The 19,168-nt window shown below is 65.6% G+C and carries 16 protein-coding genes; all 16 read left to right on the top strand.

The window, feature by feature from the left end; genetic code table 11:
* The first annotated feature begins 132 nt into the window (after positions 1-132).
* The 16 genes from EB812_RS09315 to EB812_RS09390 all read left to right on the top strand — a co-directional run bounded on the left by EB812_RS09315 (position 133) and on the right by EB812_RS09390 (position 18,902).
* Entirely contained in the window at positions 133-1,362 is a 1,230-nt protein-coding gene (locus tag EB812_RS09315; RefSeq protein ID WP_130958149.1) for a dihydrolipoamide acetyltransferase family protein, read from the top strand.
* Between the two features lie 18 nt (positions 1,363-1,380).
* A complete protein-coding gene (locus tag EB812_RS09320; protein ID WP_130958150.1) occupies positions 1,381-1,746 on the top strand; it encodes a Lin0512 family protein in 366 nt (121 codons plus the stop codon).
* Between the two features lie 33 nt (positions 1,747-1,779).
* On the top strand, positions 1,780-2,742 hold the full coding sequence (locus EB812_RS09325; RefSeq protein ID WP_118229456.1) for a thiamine pyrophosphate-dependent dehydrogenase E1 component subunit alpha: 963 nt from the start codon (positions 1,780-1,782) through the stop codon (positions 2,740-2,742).
* 71 nt (positions 2,743-2,813) lie between these two features.
* Positions 2,814-3,788 carry an alpha-ketoacid dehydrogenase subunit beta gene (locus tag EB812_RS09330; protein WP_278184288.1) on the top strand — a complete coding sequence of 325 codons (975 nt, stop codon included), beginning with the start codon at positions 2,814-2,816 and terminating at the stop codon, positions 3,786-3,788.
* 139 nt (positions 3,789-3,927) lie between these two features.
* A complete protein-coding gene (locus EB812_RS09335) occupies positions 3,928-4,941 on the top strand; it encodes an NAD(+)/NADH kinase (RefSeq protein ID WP_118229458.1) in 1,014 nt (337 codons plus the stop codon).
* 34 nt (positions 4,942-4,975) lie between these two features.
* The gene (locus tag EB812_RS09340) at positions 4,976-5,287 is read left to right on the top strand and encodes a DUF6506 family protein (protein ID WP_118229459.1); all 312 of its coding nucleotides are present in this window, start codon (positions 4,976-4,978) and stop codon (positions 5,285-5,287) included.
* Positions 5,288-5,409: 122 nt separating this feature from the next.
* The gene (locus tag EB812_RS09345) at positions 5,410-6,768 is read left to right on the top strand and encodes a dihydrolipoamide acetyltransferase family protein (RefSeq protein ID WP_130958152.1); all 1,359 of its coding nucleotides are present in this window, start codon (positions 5,410-5,412) and stop codon (positions 6,766-6,768) included.
* Between the two features lie 69 nt (positions 6,769-6,837).
* Positions 6,838-8,205: a dihydrolipoyl dehydrogenase gene (gene lpdA, locus EB812_RS09350; protein ID WP_207287361.1), complete on the top strand. Its 1,368-nt coding sequence runs from the start codon at positions 6,838-6,840 to the stop codon at positions 8,203-8,205.
* A 271-nt stretch (positions 8,206-8,476) separates the two neighbouring features.
* Positions 8,477-10,069, top strand: a complete 1,593-nt coding sequence (gene lipA / locus EB812_RS11860; RefSeq protein ID WP_130958153.1) for a lipoyl synthase — start codon at positions 8,477-8,479, stop codon at positions 10,067-10,069.
* Positions 10,070-10,196: 127 nt separating this feature from the next.
* The gene (locus EB812_RS09360; RefSeq protein WP_130958154.1) at positions 10,197-12,038 is read left to right on the top strand and encodes a cytochrome c3 family protein; all 1,842 of its coding nucleotides are present in this window, start codon (positions 10,197-10,199) and stop codon (positions 12,036-12,038) included.
* A 31-nt stretch (positions 12,039-12,069) separates the two neighbouring features.
* A complete protein-coding gene (gcvH, locus tag EB812_RS09365; protein ID WP_118229464.1) occupies positions 12,070-12,495 on the top strand; it encodes a glycine cleavage system protein GcvH in 426 nt (141 codons plus the stop codon).
* Between the two features lie 3 nt (positions 12,496-12,498).
* Positions 12,499-13,776, top strand: a complete 1,278-nt coding sequence (locus tag EB812_RS09370) for a (Fe-S)-binding protein (RefSeq protein ID WP_130958155.1) — start codon at positions 12,499-12,501, stop codon at positions 13,774-13,776.
* Positions 13,777-14,077: 301 nt separating this feature from the next.
* Positions 14,078-15,670 (top strand): lipoyl protein ligase domain-containing protein, encoded by a 1,593-nt coding sequence (locus EB812_RS09375; RefSeq protein ID WP_130958156.1) that lies wholly within the window; start codon positions 14,078-14,080, stop codon positions 15,668-15,670.
* On the top strand, positions 15,658-16,722 hold the full coding sequence (locus tag EB812_RS09380; protein ID WP_130958157.1) for a geranylgeranyl reductase family protein: 1,065 nt from the start codon (positions 15,658-15,660) through the stop codon (positions 16,720-16,722). Before EB812_RS09375 ends, EB812_RS09380 begins: the two co-directional genes overlap by 13 nt.
* The gene (locus tag EB812_RS09385; RefSeq protein WP_130958158.1) at positions 16,709-17,797 is read left to right on the top strand and encodes a radical SAM protein; all 1,089 of its coding nucleotides are present in this window, start codon (positions 16,709-16,711) and stop codon (positions 17,795-17,797) included. The genes EB812_RS09380 and EB812_RS09385 overlap by 14 nt, the downstream gene beginning before the upstream one ends.
* Before the next feature lie 16 nt (positions 17,798-17,813).
* Positions 17,814-18,902: a radical SAM protein gene (locus EB812_RS09390; RefSeq protein ID WP_118229469.1), complete on the top strand. Its 1,089-nt coding sequence runs from the start codon at positions 17,814-17,816 to the stop codon at positions 18,900-18,902.
* Positions 18,903-19,168 lie beyond the last annotated feature (266 nt).

Genomic DNA, 19,168 nt, shown 5'->3' on the forward strand with positions numbered 1-19,168 from the left:
TATCGAACACAAACACTCTTCTGCAGCTTTGCAGAAAAATAAAGTCTTTTATTTTTAGTATGTTGCAATGTGGTATTGGAGTTGCATAGCCCCAGGTATCAATGCGTGCCAACAAGGCAAGGAGGTAAGCGGATGGCCTACGAAGTGCAAATGCCCAAATGGGGCCTGACCATGAAAACCGGCAAGATTGCGCGTTGGCTGGTGGACGAGGGTGGGGCCGTGAGCGCCGGTCAGCCCCTGCTGGAGGTGGAAACGGACAAGATCACCAACGTGGTGGAGGCTCCGGTTGGCGGTGTGCTGCTCAAGATACTCTCGCCGCAAGGCGAGGTGGTGCCGGTGATGCAGGTTGTCGGCGTCATCGGCGAGGCCGGTGAGGCTGTGGCTGCGTCTTCCGGCGCGCCCGCCGCAACCGCCCCTGTGCCCGCCGCTGCCGCCGCGCCCGCCGCCGCTGCCAAAACCGGCAAGACCGCCGGGGGCGAGGTGCGCGCCATGCCCGCGGCCCGCCGCCTGGCCAAAGAACTGGGTGTGGAGCTTGCCGCCGTTGCGGGCACAGGCCGCGACGGCGTCATAACGGAAAAGGACGTGCGCGCCGCCCACGAGACCGCGCAAAAAGCCCCTGCCGCCGCACCCGCTGCGGCACAGGCCGCCGCGCCCGCTTCCGTCGGCGATATGGCCGACGAGATCATCCCCATGGAAGGCATGCGCAAGCTCATTGCCGACAACATGCAGGCCAGCCTGCAGAACGCCGCCCAGCTCACGGTTTTTGTGGAAGCGGACGTGACCGAGATGGTGGCCCTGCGCGAAGCCATGCTGGCCCGGCACAAAAAAGACCCGGACTACCGCCTTTCCTACAACGACATCATCTGCTTTGCCGTGTGTCGGGCGCTCAAGCAGCATCCCATTATGAACAGCACCCTGCAGGCGGACGGCATCCATCTGCACAAGCACGTCAACCTGGGCGTGGCTGTTTCACTGGAAACGGGCCTCATCGTGCCCAACGTGAAAAATGCCGAGGCCTGCAGTCTGGAAGAGCTCAAAGGCCAGGTGCGCGACGTGGCCAAACGCGCCCGCCAGGGCGGCCTTTCCATGGACGAGATCCAGGGCGGCAGCTTCACCATCTCCAACGTGAGCATGCTGGGCGTGGACGGCTTTACCCCCATTATCAATCCGCCGGAAACCGCCATTCTGGGCGTGGGCCGCGTGGTTGAAAAAGCCGGCGTGGCGGAAGGCGTGGTCTGCCCGCGCAAGATGATGACCCTTTCGCTGACCTTCAACCATATGGTCACTGACGGCGGCCCGGCCATGAACTTTTTGCGTACCCTGGCGGACATGCTGGAAAAACCCGTGCGCATGCTGGGCTGACGCGGGGAGGAGGGCGCCATGCAAAACAAACGGTTTGTGGTGGAGCTGGGCACAGGTGCGGACCTGCACGGCGCGGACATGACCAAGGCCGCCGTGCGGGCCGTGAAAGACGCCATTTCGCGTTCCTGCCTTTGCGGCCTGGTGGAGGTGCTCGGCCTCAGGCGTTTTGAAGGCGTGCGCGTGCACGTGCGCGTGGGTGTGCCGGAGCCTGCGGCGGTGGACAAGGCCGCCGTGCTGGCCGTCGTGCCCATTGGCGAAAAAAGTCTGGAAGTCACGCCCGGCGGCCTGCGCGCTCCGGGGCTGGAAGTGGCCTGCTTCGGCCCCGGATGCAGCGATATCGTCATGGCCTGCGCGGCCCTGACCGTTTCTGTGGACATGGAGTAGTACGGCGCAACAATCAGCAATGAGGAGTAGACCATGCAACATCCTGACAAGAAGGTTCTGCTGGACATGTTCAGCACCATGACCAAGATTCGCCTGTTTGAAGGCGAGCTGCAGAAGTTCTTCGCGGCCGGCAAAATTCCCGGCTTCGTGCACTTGTATCTTGGCGAGGAGGCCACGGCCACCGGCGCGTGCGCCGCCCTGAAAACGACGGACATGATCACCAGCACCCACCGCGGCCACGGACACTGCCTGGCCAAGGGCGGGGATCTCAAGCTCATGATGGCCGAAATCTACGGCCGTTCCACCGGCTACTGCAAGGGCAAGGGCGGCTCCATGCACATTGCCGACTTTCACATCGGCATCCTTGGGGCCAACGGCATCGTGGGCGGCGGCGGCCCCCTGGCCGTGGGCGCGGCCCTGAGCTGCCAGTACAAGGACAACAAGGGCGTGTGCGCCTGCTTTTTCGGCGACGGCGCGTCCAACCAGGGCACCACGCAGGAATCGCTGAACATGGCCAGCGCCTGGAAGTTGCCGGTTATCTTCATCAATGAAAACAACGGCTACGGCATTTCCTGCCCGCAGTGCAAATCCATGGCCATCACCGACATCGCCGACCGCGCGGCCGCCTATGACATGCCCGGTGTGGTGGTGGACGGCAACGACGTGCTGGCCGTCTACGAAGCCGTGACCGTGGCTGTGGAACGCGCCCGCAAAGGCCAGGGCCCCTCGCTTATCGAATGCAAGACCTACCGCTGGCGCGGCCACTTTGAGGGCGACGCCTGCGTCTACCGTTCTGAAAAGGAACTGGAGGAATGGAAGGCCAAGGATCCCATCCCGCGCTTCGCCAAAAAGCTGGTGGAAACCAAAACCGCCACCCAGGCGGAATTGGACGCCATCTCCGCCCAGGTGCAGGCCGATGTGGACGCCGCCGTGAAGTTTGCGGAGGAAAGCCCCTATCCCACCCCGGCGGATCTGCTGGACGACGTGTACGCCTGACGCACGCGCGCGGGCCGGTGAGGACGGATTTTTACGCAGTGACCTTCAGCTTTTCAGATATGGAGAACTCTATGGCGACCAAAACGTATCTGCAGGCGCTCAACGACGCCATGCGGCAGGAGATGGAGCGGGACGAAAACGTGTTCATCATCGGTGAGGATGTGGGCAAGTTCGGCGGCTGCTTCGGCGTGACACAGGGGCTGTTTGACCAGTTCGGCGAGCGCCGCGTGCGCGACACCCCCATTACCGAAAGCGCCATTGTGGGCGCGGCCGCCGGTGCTGCCGCCGCGGGCCTGCGCCCCATTGCGGAACTCATGTTTGTGGACTTTATCGGCGTGGCCATGGACCAGCTCTTTAACCAGGCCGCTAAAATGCACTACATGTTCGGCGGCAAGGCCAAGGTGCCCATGGTGCTGCGCATGCCCCAGGGCGCGGGCGTGGGCGCGGCGGCCCAGCATTCTCAGAGCCTGGAAGCGTGGTTCATGCACATTCCCGGCATCAAGGTCTGCATTCCCTCCACCCCGGCCGACGCCAAGGGCCTGCTCATCAGCGCCATCCGCGACGACAACCCCGTGATCTTTTTGGAGCACAAAATCCTCTACGGCGTGGAAGGCGAAGTGGACGACGCCCTGTATGAAATCCCCCTGGGCGTGGGCGACATCAAACGCGAAGGCACGGACGTGACCGTGGTGGCTACTTCCCTCATGGTTCACACCGCGTTGGAAGCCGCCGAAAGGCTGGCCAAGGAAGGCATCAGCGTGGAAGTGGTAGACCCCCGCTGCCTGGTGCCCCTGGACAAAKAGCTCATCCTCAATTCCGTAAAGAAGACCCACGCCCTGGTGGTGGCTCACGAGGCCGTCAAGAATGCGGGCGCAGGCGCGGAAATCGCCGCTATGGTGGCCGAAGAAGCCCTGGACTATCTGGACGCCCCCATCGTGCGGGTGGGCGCGCCCTTCTGCCCCGTGCCCTTCAGCCCGCCGCTGGAAAAGGCCTACATCCCCGACGCGGACAAAATCGTGGCGGCGGTCAAGTCCCTGCGGCAGTAAGCAAGGTGCGTTCACGGCCGCAGGCCTCTCCAGAGGCGCGACGCCTGCGGCCGTTCAGAACGGATTGTCCTTGCGGCTGGCGATCGTTTACGCCGCCGGAGTTGTTCTGGGCAGAAAAGAAAGATCCACCGGAGTCGCCATGAAAGCAGCCATCATCGCCAACCCCGCGTCAGGCAAAGACATCCGCCGCCTTGTGGCCCACGGCAGCGTGTTCGACAATCAGGAAAAAGTACGCATGGTGCGCCGCATTCTGGTTGGTCTGGCCGCGGCGGGCGTGCGCGATGTGCTCTATATGCCTGAAGGCTACGGCATCGTGCCGCGCGCTCTGGATGACCTCGACGCCCTGGAAACGCCCGTCAACGTGGCCCCGGTGGATATTTACGTGCACAACACGCAGGAGGACACGGTCAACGCCGCCGCCGCCATGCAGGCGGCGGGCGCGGCCGTCATCATCGTCATGGGCGGGGACGGCACCAGCCGCGCCGCCTGCAAGGGCGCGCGCCAGACGCCCATTTTACCTCTCTCTACCGGCACCAACAACGTCTTTCCCGTCATGGCCGAAGCCACGGTGGCCGGGCTGGCCGCCGGGGTGCTGGCCTGCGGCGGCGTAAGTCGGGACGAGGGCTGTACGCGCCCCACCTATCTGGAAGTGCTGGTGAACGAAGAAGTGCGCGATCTCGCCCTGGTGGACGCGGCCGTGTACGACGATGTATTCCTGGCCTCCCGCGCGGTGTGGGACATCACCAGGGTGCGTCAGTTGTTTTTCTCGCGCTGCAAGCCGGAAAGCATCGGGCTTTCCGCCGTGGGCGGGCAGCTGGAGCGCGTCGGGCCCGAAGAGCCGCGCGGCCTTGCCCTGGATCTGGACCCGGACTTTGCCTGCAAGGTGCGGGCGGCCATCTGCCCCGGCCTGTTTGCCGATGTGGGCGTGGTCAAGGTCCGCCCCATGCGCCCCGGCGTGGCCGTGCCCGTGGGGCTTACGCCCTGCGTGCTGGCCCTGGACGGCGAGCGCGAAGTGGAAGTGCGCGGGGAAGAATGCGCTGCCGTGCGTCTGGCCGAGGACAGACTTTATGTGGCTGATGTGGAAAAAATTCTGGAATACGCCCGGCAGCGCGGCATTTTCCTGCGTGGCGCGCAGGTCTGCTATGCCAACTGAACCTTTTGAGCGCCGCAAGCGGCAAGGAGCGGCTATGAAACTGAAGGCAGCATTCATCTTTGTGACCCCCAGAGCGGAAAACGGCCAGGAAGCCGTGTACCGCACCTGGACGCGCACCCCCGGCGTGGACCTGCTGACCATTGGCGTCACGTCGTATGCCCAGGCTGTGGAAGCGGCCCAGAAGGCCGTGGCCGAAGAAGGCTGCGGGGCTATTGAGCTGTGCGGCGGCTTCGGTCACGCCGGTGCGGCGGCCGTGGCCAGGGCCGTTACTGTGCCCGTGGGCGTGGTGCGCTTTGACGTGCACCCCGGCCTTGGCAATGTGAGCGGCGACACCGTGTTCGCCTGAGCGATGCAAAAGGCCCGGCGCTCCGGCTTCCCCCGTGCGGCGGTTTACCGCTGAGGCCGGGCCGATGCCGACGCGCACGCGGGGCCGGGAGCCGTACAAGTCTAACGCAGCAGGAGAGAGCAGTGAGCATTGAACTTACCATGCCGAAACTCGGTCTGACCATGAAGACCGGCAAGGTTTCCAAATGGTTCGTGGCCGAAGGCGCCGCGGTTCAAAAGGGCGACGGCCTTTTTGAAGTGGAAACGGACAAGATTACCAACAAGGTGGAAAGCCCCGCCGACGGCGTGCTTTTCCAGATCGTAGTTCCGGCAGGCCAGGATGCGCCCGTGCAGACGGTTGTGGGCATTTTGGCCGAACCGGGCGAAAGTCCCGCCAGGGTGGAGGGCGGAGCGCTTCCCGCTGCCGGAGAAGCCGCGCCCGCCGCGCCTAAAGCGGGCCAGGAAAGCGCGCCCAAAGCCGCCGCGCAGACCCCAAGCTCTGGCGGGGGAGGGTTGGCTTCTCCCGCCGCGCGGCGGCTGGCGCGCGAATTGGGCGTGGACCTGGCCTGCGTCAGCGGCACGGGCCCCAAGGGCCGCATCCTTGAGCGCGATGTGCAGGCCCGCCACGAACTGACGGGCAAAATCAAAATCACCCCCCTGGCTGCCGTGGTGGCCGCCCAGGCCGGTCTGGACATTACTGCCCTCACCGGCACGGGCGAAGGCGGCAAGATCGTGCGCGAGGACGTGGAGCGCGTGCTCCATCCCGAAAAATTCGCCGCCGCTCCCGCCGCAGCTGCGGCCAAACCGGCCGAAGGTCCCGGCAGCGTGCCCCTGGAGGGCATGCGCAAGATCATTGCCGACAACATGCAGGGCAGCCTGCAGAACAGCGCCCAGCTCACCCTGGTGACGGAAGCCGACGTGACCCCCTGCGTGGAGCTCATTGCCGATTTCAAGGCGCGCTTCAAGCGGGACAAGGGCTTCCGCCTTTCCATGAACGACGTGCTCATCCTGGCTGTATCCCGCGCGCTGCTCAAGCACCCGCGCATGAACGCCACCCTGGCCGACGACATTATTACCAGGCACGGCGAGGTGCACATGGGCGTGGCCGTGGCCCTGCCCGAAGGCCTCATGGTGCCCGTGCTGCACAATGCTCATGAAATGAGCCTGCTGCAGATCGCCAAGGCCGCCCGCGAACTGGCCGGGCGGGCCCGCGACGGTCGACTCAGCCCCGACGACATGTCCGGCGGCACCTTTACCATTACCAACATGGCCCATTCGGTGGTGGACTTCTTTACCCCCATACTCAAGCCCGGCGAAACGGGCATCCTGGGCGTGGGCCGCGTGGTGGAAAAGCCCGTGGTGCGCGAAGGCGCCATTGTGGCGCGCTCCATGATGGGCCTGAGCCTCACCTTTGACCACAGGGTGGAGGACGGCGCGCCCGCGGCGGAATTCTTGAAGACCGTCACGGAATACCTGGCAAACCCGGCCCTGCTGCTGTTTTAGTCCCGGCAGCCGTGACGCGGCGCGGGGCAGGGGTTTCGCGCCGCACAACATACCAGCGTTCAGGAGAATATGATGTACGATGTCATTGTCATAGGTGGTGGTCCCGGCGGGTATGCCGCCGCCATCCGCGCTTCGCAGCTCAAGGGTAAGGTGGTTTTGGTGGAAGGCGGCCATATGGGCGGCACCTGCGTCATGCGCGGCTGCATTCCCAGCAAGCTCTGGCTGCGCGCCGCGGAATTGCTGGAACAATCCCGCAAGGCGGACGAATTCGGTCTGCAGCTCACCGTGGGCAAGCTGGACTACAGCGCCGTGGTGGCCCGCAAGCAGGGCGTTTCCAACGATATCCGCATGGGCATGGAAGCCCTGCTGGCCAATAACGGGGCCGAAGTGGTCAACGGCACGGCCAGAATCACCGGCCCCACCAGCGTGGAAGCGGGCGGCAAAAAGCTGGAGGCTAAAAACATCATTGTGGCCACGGGCAGCGCCGTGGCCATGCCCTCTGTTCCCGGCCTTGAGGGTGCGGCCCTCACCACGGACCAATTGCTGGACATGACGGAAGCCCCGGCCTCGGTGCTGATCACCGACCCCACCTATATCGGGGTGGAAATGGCCATGCTTCTGAGCATTCTGGGCAGTAAGGTGGTTTACGCCGTGCCCGGCCCGCGCATTCTGCCCGATGAAGATCAGGACTCCAGCCAGCGTCTGGCCCAGTCCCTGCGGGAGCGCGGCGTGCAGATCATGCCCCGCCACACTCTGGTCAAGGTGTCCGGCAAGGCCTGCACCCTCAAGAGCGGGGACAAGGAACAGGCCGTGGAAGTGGACAAGGTGCTGGTTTCTGGGCGCAAGCCCGTCAATCAGGGGCTGGGCCTGGAGGCCCTGGGCGTGCAGTTTAAGGAAGACGGCGGCATTGTGGTGGACGAACACTGCCGTACGGCCTGCCCCACCATTTATGCCATTGGCGACTGCACTGGCGGCTGGATGCTCAGCCACGCGGCCTCGGCCATGGCCATCTGCGCCGCCGAAAACTGCCTGGGCAAAACTGCCAAATTCCCGGCACATCTGGTTTCACGCGCCATCTGGGGCATCCCCCAGATGGGTTCCGTGGGCCTTTCCGAAGAGCAGGCCGAGCGCGCGGGCTATGATGTGGAGGTGGGCGGCTTCCCGTACTCCATCAACGGCTACGCCATGTTGCGCGGCGAAGTGGACGGCGCGGTGAAGATGGTTTCCGACGCCGCCACCGGCGAAATCCTGGGCGTGCACATTGTGGGCAGCTGCGCTTCCGAAATCATCGGCGAGGCCGTGCTGGCCATGCAGCTGGAATGCACCGTGGCCGAATTTGCCAAGGGCTTCCGCGTGCACCCGGCCTTCAGCGAAACTGTGGTGGACGCCGCGCGCGACGCGGCGGGCTGGGCTTTGTATCTGCCCAAACGGAATTAGCGGGCAAGCGCCTTGCCGTCCGTGTTTGGATGCTTGTGGCGGGAGAGCCCCGTTGCGGTCCGGGGCCGGATGGTAAAGAATGCGCTGTCCTGCAACGGAACGGTTCCGTGCCGGAACGCGTCGGCGTGAGAAAAAATCTGACCCGTAAACGCGTTTTGCCTCCCTCCGGTACCGTACGGTTTTTTGGGGGAGGGGGCGCGGGGGAGGGACCGCCTGCACAAGAGTTCCCTCCCCCGCAACAACGTTCACACCAGATTCAAGGATGAGCTTTATGTCGTCTGCCATTGCCGCCACTGTTGCACCGCAACCGCCCCTTGAGGTGCTGCGCCTGGGCCGTGTGCCCTACGGTGAAGCCCTGGATTTTCAAAAAGACCGGGTGGAGGCGCGCCTTACCGAGCGCGCGCCCAATACCCTGTTGTTGCTGGAGCACGAGCCCGTGGTGACCATGGGGCGCGGCGGTCTGGCGGAACACCTGCACGTGAGCGAAGACTACCTGCGCGCCCACGGCGTGGAGCTCTTCTGGGTAGAGCGGGGCGGCATGGCCACCTTTCACGGGCCGGGGCAACTGGTGGCCTATCCCATCATCCGCCTGCGGGCCAAGGATCTGCGCTGGTATATGGAAACCCTCTGCGGGGCTGTGGCCCARGTGCTGCGCGACTACGGCCTCACGCCGGAGCTGGGCGTGCACGGCCCCGGCGTGTGGGTCAACGGCGGCAAAATCGCCAGTGTGGGCATGTCCGTGCGGCGCTGGGTGACCTTCCACGGCATGGCCCTCAACGTCACTACGGACCTGAACTATTTTCGCCTTATCACGCCCTGCGGCAATCCCACGGAGCGCATGACCTCCATGCAGGAAGAGCTGGGCCGTCCGGTGGATCTGGACGAAGTGGCCGAACGCTTCGCCGCGGCCTTTGCCCAGGCTTTTGACTTTGCGATTCGGCCGGAACCGCCCGCCCGACGGCCGTCCTGGCTTACCGTGCGGCTGCGCCCGGCCGCCGGGGTGCGCCCGGTGGAAGAACTGGTGCACGGCCTGGGCCTGCACACGGTCTGCCAGGAGGCCCTTTGTCCCAACCGGGGCGAATGCTTCAGCCGGGGCACGGCCACCTTCATCATCATGGGCGACGTCTGCACGCGCGGCTGCCGTTACTGCGCCGTGGGCAAGGGGCGTCCCGCGCCCCTGGACCAGGCGGAGCCGGAGCATGTGGCCCGCGCCGTGCAGCGCATGGGCCTGCGCTATGCGGTCATCACCTCCGTGACCCGTGACGACCTGCCCGACGGCGGGGCCGGGCACTTTGTGCGGGTGATCGAGGCCGTGCGAGGCGTGAGCCCCGAAACCGGCGTGGAAGTGCTGGTGCCCGATTTTCAGGGCGACTGGACGGCCCTGGACGCTGTGTGCGCAGCCCGGCCCGACGTGTTCAATCACAATATTGAGGCTGTGCGGCGCATTTTTGCCCAGGTGCGGCCGCGGGCGGACTACGAGTGCTCGCTGGACGTGCTGGCCCGCGCTGCGGATTGGGGGCTGCAGGTCAAGTCCGGCCTTATGCTGGGCCTGGGCGAAACCTGGGACGAAATCCGCGCTACCCTGCGCGATTTGCACGCTCACGGCTGCCGTTTGCTGACCCTGGGCCAGTATCTGGCTCCCTCCAAAAGCCATGTGCCCGTGGCCCGCTACGTGGCCCCGGACGAATTTGAACACTGGAAGCGCGTGGCCCTTGCCCTGGGCTTTACGCATGTGGCTTCGGCCCCGCTGGTGCGCAGTTCGTACCGTGCTGAAGCCATGCTGGGCAAAAGCGCGGCCCCCACGCCTGCGGGCTTTGCGGGGCGCACCCTGCTGGTGACGCCGGGGCTGCGCCCCCGGCCGTAACGCCGGACGTGGCGGTTTGCGCGGCAGATGGGCAGGCGAAGGGCACGAAGAGTATACAAGAACCGGCGCGCTGCGCTGTGCGGATGCGGCAACAGGCCGCGCCGTGAAACGCTTCAGGAGAAGGCGTATGGAATGGAGATCAGGCAAACGCGGCTTTGCCGTCCTGCTGGCCCTGCTGGGCGTGCTGGCCGTGGCCTGCTGGCCGGCGGCGGCGCGGGCCGCTTCGTGGTTTGTGGACGAGGCGGGCTTTCACGCTTCCGCCCATAGGGATATAGCCTGTGCGGACTGCCATCCGGACCAGGCCGACGGCGACCACCCCCGGCTGGACAAGCTCAACAAAGCCGCCAGCACGGCCTTTAACCGCGAAACCTGCCTCATGTGCCATGCCGCTGTGGAAGAAGAGCTGGCTCAGGGCAGGCACGCGGGCAAGCCGCTCATGAAGACGCAGGACTACAACCGTTGCGTCGCCTGTCACAACCCGCACACGGTGCTCGGCCCGGAGGCCCGCGCCAAAGGGTTGACCCCGCAGAGCGACATGCGCGCCGCCTGCAACGTCTGCCACGAGGCCAAAAAGGATCTGCCGAAGCCCGCGCCGGAAGTGGCCGCCTGTTTCACCTGTCACGGCAGGGTCACGGGCGGGGCCGCCGCAGCGGGCAGCGCCGTCTTTGCCAGGGGCAAAAGCCCCACGCAGCCGGTCATGTGCCTTTCCTGCCATGGGCCGGAGGCTCAGGGCCCGGCGCGCAAAATGGACAGCGCAGCCTTTGCCGCCATGACCCACGGGGACATGAACTGCCTTACCTGCCACAAGGAGGCCGCGCGCTTTCCGCACAACCGGCAGGCGCAGGTCAACTGCCTTGCCTGCCATACCCGTCATGACGAAAAGACCATTCATGAGGCCCATAGCCGCGTGGACTGCGGGGCCTGCCATCTGGCGGGCGTCACCCCCGTGCGCACGGCGGAAGGGCGCGTGGGCTTTACGGTCAACGCCGGTTCCCTGCAGGTGCACAGCATGGCCCTCAAGCCGGGCACGGCATCCTGCGTGCGCTGCCACAGTGCTGTTGTGACGCCGCAAAGCCCCGCCGGCAACGGCGCGGTGGGCGCGGCCAACGCCGTGCTGCCGCCAAAAAGCGTGCTGTGCATGGGTTGCCACGCCGCCACCTTCAGCGTGCAGGATACGCCCAGCCGTCTGGGCTTGGCCGTGTTTCTGCTGGGCTTTGCGGTACTGGGCCTGTTCTGGCTTTCCACCACCAATCTGGGCAAGGGAGAGGCCAAAGCCGTTGCTGCGGACGCCAAGACCGGGGATGCCGCCGCCGGGCAGACCCACGGCTGCCCCGCGCCCGCGCCACACGCTCCGGCCCAAAACCGCTGGCGCGCATTCTTTGGCGACGTGTTCCTGCAGGGCCGTCTGTACCGCGAAGCGCCGTTGCGCTGGGCTGTGCACGCCTGCATCTTCTTCCCCTTCCTGTTCCGCTGCGCCTGGGGCCTGCTGGGGTTGCTGGGTTCTCTGTGGGCTCCGGCCGCGCAGTGGCCCTGGCTCCTGCTCAACAAGGACTGGGGCCCCACGGCGCTGCTCTATGACCTGAGCGGTCTGGTGCTGCTGGCGGGTCTGACGGCGGCGGCCGTGCTTTGGCGGCGTGAAAAGAAGACGGCGGCCAACGCGCCCCGGCACGACTGGCCCGCCCTGTGGCTGCTGTTGGCCATCACCCTCACGGGCTTTGTGCTGGAGGGCCTGCGCATTGCGCTTACAGGCCTGCCCCAGGGCAGCGCATGGGCCTTTGCCGGCTATGCTCTGGCCCAGGTCTTTGCGGCCGCGTCGCCGTCCGCCCTGGCCCGGGTCTACGGCTGGGGTTGGTACGCCCACGCCGTGATCACGGCGCTTACCGTGGCCTACATTCCCTTCAGCCAGTTGCGGCACATCTTCACCTCGCCGCTCTACCTGCTGGTCCAAACCCTGCGGGGCCGCCACTAGGCCCTGGCACTACCCATAAAGGAGACTATTCATGGAAATCGCCGGTTACAACATCCCCGAAGACCTGTACTACGACGAACGCCACTTCTGGGTCCGCGTGGAGGGCGACGAACTGGTCATCGGCATGGACGATTTCGCGGAAAAGCTGGCCGGGCAGATCGTCTTTGTGCAGCTGCCCTTTGTGGGCAAGGCCGTCACGGCGGGCAAAAAGTTCGCCAAGGTGGAGTCCGGCAAATGGCTGGGCACGGTCTACAGTCCGGCCGACGGCGAAGTGGTCGCCGTCAATGAGGAACTGGAAGCCAACCCCGGCCTCATTAACAGCGATTGTTACGGCAAGGGCTGGATGTACAGAATCAAGCCCGCGGACATGAGCCAGATCAACGCTCTCATCCACGGCGGCAAGGACGTGCTGGAACCCTGGCTGCTGGAGGATGTGAAGAAGTTCAAGAAGGACTAAACAATGCCCCAGTCTGCATTCGGCATCCGGCAGCGCCTGGCCCTGGACGCCTGCACCCAGTGCGGCCAGTGCCTGGACGTCTGCCCGGCGGTAGTGGCCACGGGCGATGCGGACCTTTCCGCCCAGGTGCGCATGGCCAACCTCAAAAAGCTCCTGCGGGACCGCAACCCCTTCTGGCGGGCCTTTCTGGACGTGCTGGGGCGGGAACCCCAGCTGGCGCCCGAAGCCCTCAAAAGCTATGGCACGTCCGTGTTTCGCTGCACCCTCTGCGGCGACTGCGAGGAGGTCTGCCCCGCGGGCCTGCCCCTCAAGGACCTTTGGCTCTCCCTGCGTGAGGAGCTGGCCCGCACGGGCGACGCGCCGGAGAAAATCCGCATGATCCGCCAGAACCTTTCCGGCAGCCACAACGTCTTTGACGAAGACAACGACGAACGCGGCGACTGGGTGGAGGATATGCGCAAAGCGCCGCGCCACGGCTACCAGAAGGATACGGCTGAGGTGGTCTACTTTACGGGCTGCGTGGGGGCCTACTTTCCCCTGGCCCAGAAGATCCCCATGGCTTTTGTGGAAATTCTGGAAGCCGCCGGAGTGGACTTTACCATCATGGCCGGGGACGAATGGTGCTGCGGCTTCCCCTTGCTGGGCTCGGGGCAGAGCGCGGACCTGCCCGCCATCATTGAGCACAACGTGGCCGCCGTGAAGGCGCGGGGGGCGCGCAAGGTGGTCTTCACCTGCCCCTCCTGCTACCAGATCTGGCGGGAGCACTATCCCCCGGTTTTTGAACTGGCCCATGCCTCGGAAGTGGTCATCGACCTGGCCCTGAACAACCGCCTGCCCCTGGGGCCGCTGCCCATGACCGTCACCTACCACGACCCTTGCGATCTGGGGCGCGGCGGCCGCGTGTTTGACCCGCCGCGCGAGGTCATGGCCCGCATCCCCGGTTTGACCCTGGTGGAAATGGCCCACAACCGCGAACACTGCCTGTGCTGCGGCGGCGGCGGCAACCTGGAAATGATCGACCCCGACCTTTCCGCCAGCATGGCCCAGCGCAAGGTGGAGGAGGCCATGGCCACGGGCGCGCAGGCCATTGTGACCAATTGCCAGCAGTGCGTGCGCACCATGACCACCTACGCCAAACGCAACAAGGTCAATATCGACGTAATGGACCTGAGCCAGCTGGTGGCCCTGTCTTTGGCAGCGGGACGCAAGCTGGCGTCTGAAGCGGCCCAGACGGCGCAGCCCGGCGCAGGACAGGCCCAGGCGGCGCAGCCCGGCGCGTAACGGGCGGGGCCGGGGGAAGGATGGGTGCTGCCTTCGGCGGCCAGGGGGGCAGCGCCCCCCTGGGCCCCCGTTGGACGCTTGGGGGCGGCGGGCGTTTTTTCGGTTTTTCTGTCCGGTGGATTTTCACGTCCCAGGCTACGTCCGGGGAGTTACGGCATTTTATGGTGTTATTACAGGCCGCGTCCCCTGTGTGGCGTAAAAGTTTTGGGGGGAAGGGACGCGTGGGAGGAGGCTCTTTTTCAAGAGGGTCCCTTCCCCGCAAAATCTCATTCCTTTTCCCGTCCTCAAGGAGTTTGCCCTTATGACAGCGCGCTGGCGACTGCTGGATCTGCCGCCCATGACGGCGGCGGAAAACATGGCTCTGGACGAGGTCTTACTGGAGATCCGCGGGCAGGGGCGTTCCACGGACACGCTCAGGTTTCTGCAGTTCAGTCCGGCGGCGGCTCTGGTGGGTTTTCACCAGTCCGTGCAGGAGGAAATCCGGCTGGACTACTGCTGGGCCCAGGGCATTGAGGTCAACCGCCGCATCACGGGGGGAGGCGGTCTGCTGTTCGACGAGAGTCAGATCGGCTGGGAAGTCATCTGCGCCAAGGAATTTTTTGGGGTGCGCATTCCCAACGCGGCCCTGTTCCGGCGTATGTGCGAACCCACGGTGACGGCCCTGCGCGCTCTGGGGCTGGACGCAGCCTTCCGGCCCCGCAACGATATTGAGGTGGCGGGCCGTAAAATCACGGGCACGGGCGGTACGGAAAGCGACAGCGCCTTTATGTTCCAGGGCACGCTGCTGGTGGATTTTGACGTGGAAACCATGCTCAAATGCCTGCGTGTGCCTGTGGAAAAGCTCAAAGCCAAGGAAATCGACTCCATCAAGAAGCGGGTCACCTGTCTGGCCTGGGAGCTGGGGTGCGTGCCGCAGACCGCCGAAGTCAAAGAGCGCCTGGCCGAGGCCTTTGCCCGGCACTTTGACATCGAATTTACGCCCGGCGGGCTCACGGCCGAGGAAGAAGATCTACTGGCCGCACGCCTGCCCCATTTCCGCTCGCCGGAGTGGATCGACATGGTGCGGCCCACCTATGAGAAAACCGAGGTGGTGCAGGGCGCGCGCAAAAGCCCCTACGGCCTGGTGCGGGTGACCCTGCAGGTCAATCTGCCGCGCGGGCGGCTCAATAATGTGTACATTACCGGCGACTTTCTGTCTTTTCCGGGCCGGGCGCTGTTTGACCTGGAGGCCGCCTTGCGCGGGCGTCCTCTGGATGAAGAAGGGCTCTGCGCCGTTGTGCGCGATTTTTTTGCCCAGGACCGCATCACCATTCCGGACATGGGCGCAGAGGACATCTGCATTCCCCTGCGCATGGCCTTGGAAAAAGCGGCCATCGCCCGCCACGGCATCCCCCTGGCGGAGTGCAACCGCATCTACACCACCAACGGCAGCTTTGACCAGGTGTTGGCCGCCGGGCCGCGCGCCCTGCTCCTGCCGTACTGCGCCAAGCTCAAGGACTGCGCTTGCCGCACCTCCAAGGACTGCCTGGCCTGCGGACGCTGCAGCGTGGGCGACGCCTGGACCCTGGGGCAAAAGCGCGACCTGGAGACGGTCTGCGTGGTCAATTATGAGGACTTGATGGTGGAGCTGGCCCGGCTCAAGGACGCGGGCGCGCCGGCCTTTATCGGTTGCTGCTGCCGCCCGTTTTTCGTCAAGCACGCCGAGGACTTTGACCGTATGGGCCTGCCGGGCATCCTGGTGGATATTGAAAATACCACCTGCTACGAGCTGGACCAGAGCGAAGCCGCCCACCGGGGTCAGTTCAAAGACCAGACCGGGCTGAACGTCGCCCTGCTGCAGACCATCCTGGACGTGGCCGGGCGGGAACAGGAGAAGGAAGCATGCGCGACGTAACCTGCGATATTCTGGTAGTGGGCGCGGGGCCCGCCGGGTCCAGCGCGGCCCGCGCCGCGGCCTGGGAGGGCGCGCACGTGCTGCTGGCGGAACGGCGACCCGTGGTGGGCCTGCCCGTGCGCTGCGCCGAATACATCCCGGCCCTGCTGGTGGGCCAGGCCGACGTGGGGCAGGGCTACATCGTCCAGAACACCACAGGCATGCGCAGTTTTCTGCACGGCCGCTGCATTCAGGACATGGCCGCGCCCGGCTGCCTCATTGACCGGCATTTGTTTGATCAGGCCCTGGCCGACGCGGCGGTGCGGGCCGGCGCGCAGTTGCTTGTCGGGCACAGCGCCCTGACGCGCGCGGCAGACGGGACCGTACTGCTGGCCGGTCCCGGCGGGACGCGCCTGCGGGTGCGGGCCACGGTCATCATCGGGGCGGACGGCCCACAGTCGCGGGTGGCCCATTGGGCCGGACTAGGCCGGAGCCGTTGCCTGCCCGCGGTGCAGGTGCGTTTGCCCCTGCGGGAAAAGCTGGAGCACACCCACATCTATTTTGATGAAAGCGTCACGGCGGGCTATGCCTGGTTGTTCCCCAAGGGGGACGTGGCCAACGTGGGCCTGGGCATGCTGCCGCAGGCGGGGCGGCCCGGCCTGCGGCGGGTGCTGCAGCGTTTTGTGCGCGGGCTGGCGGGCCTGGGCCTGGTGGGCGACTGCGAGCTGGGCAGCACCTGCGGCTGGATTCCCGCAGGCGCGCCTCGTCCCTGCGTGGCGGACAACGTGCTGCTGGCGGGCGACGCCGCCGGGCATACCCACCCCATCACGGGCGCGGGCATTTTTCAGGCTGTCATGGGCGGGCGCATGGCCGGACGCTGGGCCGCCCTGGCCGTGCGGAAAGGCTCCACGGAGCTGTTGCACGGCTATGGCGAAGAATGGACGGAGTTTTATGGCGACGTCCTGGCCCACGCCCACCAGCGCCGTTGCCAGTGGGAGGCCTACAAGGGCCCGCTGGACGCGGCCATTAACCGGTTCTGGATAGGATTCAGGGAATACTATGCCGCTTCCTGACGCCGCCTTTGAGCGAGAACGCCTGCCCGCGCAATCCCCCCAGCCTGTCAAGGCCGGAAGGGATGCGTCCGCGCCGGGGCGTCCGTCTGCGCCGGGAACGCAGTTCGCCGACCGCTCTGTGCCGGAGGAATTTATCTGGGACAACGCCCGGCTGGAACGGGCCGGGGCGCTCTCCCGTCGGCGTTTCGGGCAGCGTGTGGCTTTTTATCTGCCGGGCATGTTCGTGCGCAACGGCGTGTGCGGCCAGTATCCGGCCCTTTCCGTCACGGGCGTGCGCTGCGCCCAGGGCTGCGCGCACTGCGGGGGGCAACTGCTCAAAAGCATGCCCGACGTGTCCGCGCCCCAAAAGCTGCTGGAGCGTTGCCGTCAGCTGGCGGCCCAGGGCGTGCGCGGCGTGCTGCTTTCCGGCGGCTGCGACGGCCGTGGGCGCGTGCCCTGGCGGACGCTCCTGCCGGCCATGGCCAGGGTGAAGGCGGAAACGGGCCTGTTTGTTTCCGTGCACTGCGGTCTGCTGGACGCGGCCGCGGCCCTGGAGCTCAAGCGGGCAGGGGTGGACCAGGCTCTGGTAGACGTCATCGGCAGCGCGGCGACCTATGCGCAGGTTTATCACCTGTCCGACGGCCAGGAGCGCCTGCACCGCACCCTGGAGGCCCTGGACGCCGCCGGTCTGCCCGTGGTGCCGCATATTATTGCCGGGCTGCACTTCGGGCAGTTGTTGGGCGAGGGCGCGGCATTGGAGCTGCTGGCCCGAAGACCCCCGCCCCTGCTGGTGGTGGTGGCCTGCATGCGCCTGCCCGGTACGGACATGGCCCAGGCCAGGGCTATCACGGCCGAGGAAGTCTGCGGGGTGCTCATCCGCGCGCGTGAGCTCATGCCGGAGACGGAAATCAGCCTGGGCTGCGCCCGGCCGCGCAACGCCGACGTTCTGGAAGCGCTGGCCCTGCGGGCCGGGGTAAGCCGCATGGCCCTGCCCTCGGAAGAAACCGTGGACCTGGCCCGGCAACTGGGTCTGGAACCGACATTTTACAAAACCTGCTGCTCTGTCCGCCTGGGCGCGGGCGCGGCGGCCTGGTAAGCCTTGAGAGGAAGCTATGAGTTCAGTCCCGCAATTGACCTGCCAAGAGGCCCCGTGCAGCTCCGCCCCGCAACCCGAAAGCCCGGAAGTGCTGCGCATGAGCCTGGCCGCCGCCATGACGCTGGACTTCGCGCCGGGCAGCTTTTACCGCAATGCCTGCCTGGGCTGCATTAATCTGCTGCTGACCTACCGTTCCGGCTGCGCGGCCCGCTGCGCCTACTGCGGGCTTTCCGGCGACAAAGCCCAAAAAAAGAGCACATGCAAGAGCTTCATCCGCGTCACCTGGCCCGCATTTGCCCTGGACGCCATTATTGAGGGCATGGCGCGCCGTCAGAGCCGTGTGAAACGCATCTGCATCTCCATGCTCACCAACAGCCGCGCCCCGCGCGATACGGAGGACATCTGCCGCCGTCTGCGCACGGCCGTGGACATTCCCGTTTCTCTGCTTATTTCGCCCACCATCCTCAACAGTGAAAATCTGAAGCGCTTTCGCGACGCGGGCGCGGACAAGATCGGCGTGGCCATTGACCTGGCCACCCCAGAGCTGTTTGACCACTACCGCGGTTCGGGCGTGGGCGGCCCGCACACCTGGAAGCGTTATTGGGACTGCCTGGGCGAGAGCCTGGAAGTCTTTGGCCGGGATATGGCCGGCGCGCATTTTATGGTGGGCATGGGCGAAACCGAGGCCGACATGTGCCGGGCCATGCAGCGCGTGCGTCATATGGGCGGCAACACCCATCTCTTTTCCTTTTACCCCGAAGGCGGCTCGCCCCTGGCTCAGCGCCTGCCCCCGCCCATTGACCAGTACCGCCGCATCCAGCTGGCCCGCTGGCTCATTGACCACGACCGCGCACAGGAAAGGGACTTCAGCTATAACGAGCGCGGAGCCGTGACCAGCTACGGCCTGCCTCAGGCGGAACTGGAGGCGGTTATTGCGGGGGGCGAACCCTTCCGCACCAGCGGTTGCACGGGCCGCGACGGCGAAGTGGCCTGCAATCGGCCTTACGCCAACGGCAGGCCCGGCCCCGGCATCCGCAACTACCCCTTCAAACCGGAAGCGGCGGATATACGCCATATCCGCCTGCAACTGGGCCTGCCCGCGTAAGCGGGCAGGTGCGGCCGCCCGCTTGCGGGCGTGTTGCGCAAAGGCCGCGCCGGGCCGCCCCTGCCGGCGCGGCCCGTTTTTTGGGGAAGGAAGAACTGGACGGAAAACGCATACGGACCTAGATGTAGTGTTTCAATAGGTTGTTCACCCTCCCCAAATCGGTAAAGCTGGAGTTAACAGACAACAGCAAACCGAGAGGGGGAAAGGGTGAACAGCCATAAGAATGCCAAACTGACGGTTCGTAGTCGAGAAGAAATGGTGCGCCG

Source organism: Desulfovibrio legallii (assembly GCF_004309735.1).
GTDB classification, from domain to species: domain Bacteria; phylum Desulfobacterota; class Desulfovibrionia; order Desulfovibrionales; family Desulfovibrionaceae; genus Desulfovibrio; species Desulfovibrio legallii.

Excerpts from the sequence above, each read along its gene's own strand:
- EB812_RS09360 (WP_130958154.1), top strand. The coding sequence starts at position 10,197 with ATGGAATGGAGATCAGGCAAACGCGGCTTTGCCGTCCTGCTGGCCCTG.
- EB812_RS09335 (WP_118229458.1), top strand. The coding sequence starts at position 3,928 with ATGAAAGCAGCCATCATCGCCAACCCCGCGTCAGGCAAAGACATCCGC.
- EB812_RS09390 (WP_118229469.1), top strand. The coding sequence starts at position 17,814 with ATGAGTTCAGTCCCGCAATTGACCTGCCAAGAGGCCCCGTGCAGCTCC.
- EB812_RS09320 (WP_130958150.1), top strand. The coding sequence starts at position 1,381 with ATGCAAAACAAACGGTTTGTGGTGGAGCTGGGCACAGGTGCGGACCTG.
- gcvH (WP_118229464.1), top strand. The coding sequence starts at position 12,070 with ATGGAAATCGCCGGTTACAACATCCCCGAAGACCTGTACTACGACGAA.
- EB812_RS09340 (WP_118229459.1), top strand. The coding sequence starts at position 4,976 with ATGAAACTGAAGGCAGCATTCATCTTTGTGACCCCCAGAGCGGAAAAC.
- lpdA (WP_207287361.1), top strand. The coding sequence starts at position 6,838 with ATGATGTACGATGTCATTGTCATAGGTGGTGGTCCCGGCGGGTATGCC.
- EB812_RS09325 (WP_118229456.1), top strand. The coding sequence starts at position 1,780 with ATGCAACATCCTGACAAGAAGGTTCTGCTGGACATGTTCAGCACCATG.
- EB812_RS09375 (WP_130958156.1), top strand. The coding sequence starts at position 14,078 with ATGACAGCGCGCTGGCGACTGCTGGATCTGCCGCCCATGACGGCGGCG.
- EB812_RS09370 (WP_130958155.1), top strand. The coding sequence starts at position 12,499 with ATGCCCCAGTCTGCATTCGGCATCCGGCAGCGCCTGGCCCTGGACGCC.
- EB812_RS09315 (WP_130958149.1), top strand. The coding sequence starts at position 133 with ATGGCCTACGAAGTGCAAATGCCCAAATGGGGCCTGACCATGAAAACC.
- EB812_RS09385 (WP_130958158.1), top strand. The coding sequence starts at position 16,709 with ATGCCGCTTCCTGACGCCGCCTTTGAGCGAGAACGCCTGCCCGCGCAA.
- EB812_RS09380 (WP_130958157.1), top strand. The coding sequence starts at position 15,658 with ATGCGCGACGTAACCTGCGATATTCTGGTAGTGGGCGCGGGGCCCGCC.